Origin of the sequence: uncultured Amaricoccus sp. (genome assembly GCF_937858865.1) — a bacterium.
Lineage (GTDB): Bacteria > Pseudomonadota > Alphaproteobacteria > Rhodobacterales > Rhodobacteraceae > Amaricoccus.
In genome coordinates this window covers 1-1,902 of sequence record NZ_CALLYO010000386.1, presented here as the reverse complement: position 1 = coordinate 1,902, position 1,902 = coordinate 1, and the positions used below count along the sequence as shown (strand labels likewise).

The window sequence follows — 1,902 nt, the reverse complement described above, 5'->3', positions numbered from 1 at the left end:
GAAACGCCGTGGCCGCCCGCATTCGTCGCTCGTGGGGCGCGTCCGGCAGAAGGAGAAGCGACATGAAGCTGCACGAACTGCACGACAACCCGGGCGCGACCCGCAAGAAGAAGCGCGTGGCGCGCGGCCCCGGCTCCGGCAAGGGCAAGACCGCCGGCCGCGGCATCAAGGGGCAGAAGTCCCGCTCGGGCGTGGCGATCAACGCCTACGAGGGCGGCCAGATGCCGCTCTACATGCGGCTGCCGAAGCGGGGCTTCAACAAGCCGAATCGCAAGGCCTTCGCCGTCATCAACCTCGGCCTGCTGCAGAAGTTCGTCGACGCCGGCAAGCTCGACGCCGCGGCCGAGATCACCGAGGAGACGCTCGTCGCCTCCGGCCTCGTCCGCCGCCGCCTCGACGGCGTGCGCCTGCTCGGCAAGGGCGAGATCACCTCCGGCCTGAAGATCACCGTCACCGGCGCGTCGAAGTCGGCGGTCGAGGCGATCGAGAAGGCGGGCGGCAGCGTCACCGTGACCGCGCCCAGGGCCGAAGCCGCGGCAGAGTGATGCGTCCCCCCGGGGCCGCCCCCAGGGTGGGGCGGCTCCAGGAGCACCTCAAGCAGATCGTCTACGGCGGCAACGACGGCATCGTCACCACCTTCTCGGTGGTGGCGGGCTTCGCCGGCTACGGCGCCGAGGGCGCGGCGACGGTGGGCGGCATCGCCGTCCTCCTCTTCGGCCTCGCCAACCTCTTCGCCGACGGCACCGCCATGGGGCTCGGCGAGTATCTCTCGAGCGTCTCCGAGGCCGACGTCTACCGCGGCGCCCGCGCGCGCGAGATCGCCGCCACCCGCGCCCGGCCGGAGGCGGGAGCGGCCGAGGCGTCGCGCCGGCTCGCCGCCCGCGGGCTGCCCGAGGCCGATGCCGGCGCCATCGCCGCCATCCTGGTCCGCCATCCGGATGCGCTCGCCGATCTCCTCTCCCCGACCGACGGGGCCGACACCTCGGGGGCGGCGCTGCGCGGGCTGGTCACCTTCGCCGCCTTCGTCACCTTCGGCTTCGCGCCGCTCCTTCCTTACGTCCTTCTCGGCCCGGCGCCGGAGACCTTCGGCGTCTCGGTCGCCGCCACCTTCGCCGCGCTCGTGGCGCTCGGCCTCCTGCGCTGGCGGGTGACCGCCCAGGGCCTGCTGCGCTCGGTGGGCGAGACGGTGCTGGTCGGCGGCACCTGCGCCGCGGTCGCCTACGCCGTGGGCTGGGCCTTCCGCACGGCGGCATGAACGGGCACGGAATCAGTCTTGCCGCCGCCTGCCGGCGGGCTTAAGTCAGGCGACAATTCGCGCCGCCGCGCCCGGCAAGGCCGGCGGCGGTGCCGTTACTTGGAGGGCCGCATGGCATCCGCCGCTGAACAGATGGCCGCCAACCTCAGTTGGGGAACCTTCGGCAAGGCCAAGGAGCTGCAGAGCCGCATCCTCTTCGCTCTCGGCCTGCTCATCGTCTACCGCATCGGCACCTACGTCCCGGTCCCGGGCGTGGACGCGGTCAGGCTGCGCGAGTTCTTCGACCAGCAGGCCGCCGGCCTCGGGGGCATGCTCAACATGTTCACCGGGGGCGCCGTCGGCCGGATGGCGATCTTCTCCCTCGGCATCATGCCCTACATCTCCGCCTCGATCATCGTCCAGCTGATGGCCTCGATGGTGCCGTCGCTGCAGGCGCTGAAGAAGGAGGGCGAGAGCGGCCGGATGAAGATCAACCAGTACACCCGGTACGGCACGGTCTTCCTCGCCTTCTTCCAGGCCTACGGCCTCGCCATCGCGCTCGAGGCCGAGGGGATGGCGCACGACCCGGGCTGGTTCTTCCGGCTCGGCGTCATCATCACGCTGGTCGGCGGCACGATGTTCCTGATGTGGCTCGGCGAGCAGATCAC

General features: G+C 71.7%; 3 protein-coding genes. All 3 read left to right on the top strand.

What is annotated here, in order from left to right:
- Positions 1–62: 62 nt before the first annotated feature.
- Positions 63–545 (top strand): 50S ribosomal protein L15, encoded by a 483-nt coding sequence (gene rplO / locus Q0112_RS11300; RefSeq protein ID WP_297975321.1) that lies wholly within the window; start codon positions 63–65, stop codon positions 543–545.
- The gene (locus Q0112_RS11295; RefSeq protein WP_297975323.1) at positions 545–1,255 is read left to right on the top strand and encodes a VIT1/CCC1 transporter family protein; all 711 of its coding nucleotides are present in this window, start codon (positions 545–547) and stop codon (positions 1,253–1,255) included. Before rplO ends, Q0112_RS11295 begins: the two co-directional genes overlap by 1 nt.
- Positions 1,256–1,366: 111 nt before the next feature.
- Positions 1,367–1,902 (top strand): preprotein translocase subunit SecY (locus Q0112_RS11290; RefSeq protein WP_367278465.1); only part of this gene is annotated, 536 nt, incomplete at its 3' end.

Coding starts and splice junctions, on each gene's coding strand:
- Q0112_RS11295 (WP_297975323.1), top strand. CDS start 545: ATGCGTCCCCCCGGGGCCGCCCCCAGGGTGGGGCGGCTCCAGGAGCAC.
- rplO (WP_297975321.1), top strand. CDS start 63: ATGAAGCTGCACGAACTGCACGACAACCCGGGCGCGACCCGCAAGAAG.